This window comes from Burkholderia sp. E168m23 (assembly GCF_016586125.1).
GTDB classification, from domain to species: domain Bacteria; phylum Pseudomonadota; class Gammaproteobacteria; order Burkholderiales; family Burkholderiaceae; genus Burkholderia; species Burkholderia orbicola.
On the sequence record NZ_BCPP01001184.1, the window covers coordinates 1 to 1,813 of the forward strand.

The following is a 1,813-nucleotide window of genomic DNA, read 5'->3' on the forward strand; positions in this document are numbered from 1 at the left end:
GGCCGTCGCGGCCGCCATGCATGCAACGATGCGCTTTCCTGCTTGCTTCACTTTCATTGCTTCGCCGCTCCCAGCAGAACCGAAACCGAACAGTGGTAATTCGAATTACCGTTCGCCATGCACCAGTTGATGTCGTTGTTCAACGACAGCTTGTACAGCGGCTTCTCGCGCTCGTTGCGGTTGCAGAAGCACTTGCCGCACGACGTCTTGCCGCAGCAGTCGTTGTACGACACGATGTAGTCCGAACCGTCGTGAGGATTGCGGCAGGTGCCGATCCACGTGATCGGCGAAGGCGTCGTGCCCGGCGGGCAACTGCTCGACGTGCCGCCGCAGCAGCTGCAGAGCCAGCCGTCGATCGCGCAGTATTTCCAGTAGTCGCAGCTCGTCGGGTCGTCGCTCGCGCCGGCACCGGATGCACCCGACGCCCCCGATGCCGCATCGGCCGCATATGCGGTGCGGTCGACCGGCAGCAGCGGCAGCAGCGCCGACCCCACCAGCACCTTGCCGAGCTTCGCCATCGCGCTGCGCCGCGAACTGTGCTGCGCGACGCCGCGCGCCGACCGCTCGAACCATGAATCAAACACGCCCATGTCGTCGTTCTCCAATGACGTTGAAAAAGGTTCGGCCGGTCACGCGTGCTGCGCGTGCCCGTCGTGGGCATCGTGGCTGTGATCGCCATGCACGAACTGCTGCAGCGACGCGACGCCGCGCTCCTTCGCCTCGAACAGGCTCTCGAGATGCTCGCGCGTGTTGACGAGCCCCTTCGCGCGCACGGTGCCCGTTTCGTCGAGCAGCACCGCATACGGCAGCTTGCCGATCTGGTACGCGAAGCCGAGCTCCTGCGACAGCACGTACGGGAAGCGCCCGAGGTCGTGCTTTCGCGCGAAGCGCGTGTGTTCGTCGGCATCGCCGTCGCTCGCGAGCACGATGTTCACCGGCGTCGCCTCGCTGGCCTGCAGCGACGGCAACAGCGGCAGCAGCTTCTTGCAGACCGGGCACGTCGGCGACAGGAAGAACAACAGCGTGGCCTTGCCCATCGCGTCGATGCCGCCGACCTTCACCTGCGCGCCGCGCATGTCGGTCAATTCGAACGTCGGCGCGATCGCGCCGACCGCAGGCCCCTTGTCGATCATCAGCGCGCCGGCCGGCATGATGCGCTCGTACAGGATGCCGATCTGGCGCACCAGCGCGAGGCAGATCGCGCCGAGCGCGAGGACGGCCACCCACAGCAGGGCGGTGGAAACGGTGAGAGCGGTTTGCATCATGAATTCCTCAGGTGGGAAAGGCGCGGGACGTTGGCGAGCAGCACGTCGACGGTGAGCAACGCGCAGACGATCAGCAGCACGGAGAAGAACAGCGTCAGGTAGTCGAACCACACGACGGCGCGCGTGCCCGGCTCGACGAACGCGGTCGCGGCCAGCGCGACGAGCAGCAGCACGCGCCCGACATGCAGCCAGCCGATGCCGCGCGGGACGTCGGCTCGGGCGGCGGTGAAGCCGGAACAGCCGCAGTCGATGTCGGTATGACCGCGCAGCAGGTTGATCGCGAGCCCGGCCGCGAACGCGAGAAGCAACGCGATCAGGCCGGTCGCGCCGGCCGTGCGCGTGTCGGGAAACAGCAGCACCACGGCGGCGACGGCTTCCGCGAGCGGAATCGCGAACGCGACGGGCGCGGTCAGTGCATCGGGCAGCAGCCGGTAGCCGGCGAGTGCCTGGCGGAACGCGGCGGGCCGGCGCATCTTCGCGAAGGCGCCGAGCAGCACGACGACGGCCGCGCCGGCCTGCGCGCTGGTGGCGAGTACGGGATCGAGGGT

At 67.7% G+C, this 1,813-nt stretch carries 3 protein-coding genes; all 3 read right to left on the reverse strand.

Annotated features, from left to right (window positions below):
* Nucleotides 1-53: 53 nt before the first annotated feature.
* Complete coding sequence (locus tag JMF90_RS35465) at nt 54-590, reverse strand: methylamine dehydrogenase light chain (protein ID WP_011547119.1); 537 nt, start codon at nt 588-590, stop codon at nt 54-56.
* Between the two features lie 39 nt (nt 591-629).
* On the reverse strand, nt 630-1,265 hold the full coding sequence (mauD, locus tag JMF90_RS35470) for a methylamine dehydrogenase accessory protein MauD (protein ID WP_011547118.1): 636 nt from the start codon (nt 1,263-1,265) through the stop codon (nt 630-632).
* On the reverse strand, nt 1,262-1,813 hold a 552-nt coding region (locus JMF90_RS35475), incomplete at its 5' end, for a MauE/DoxX family redox-associated membrane protein (RefSeq protein ID WP_201326194.1). The genes mauD and JMF90_RS35475, both read right to left, overlap by 4 nt.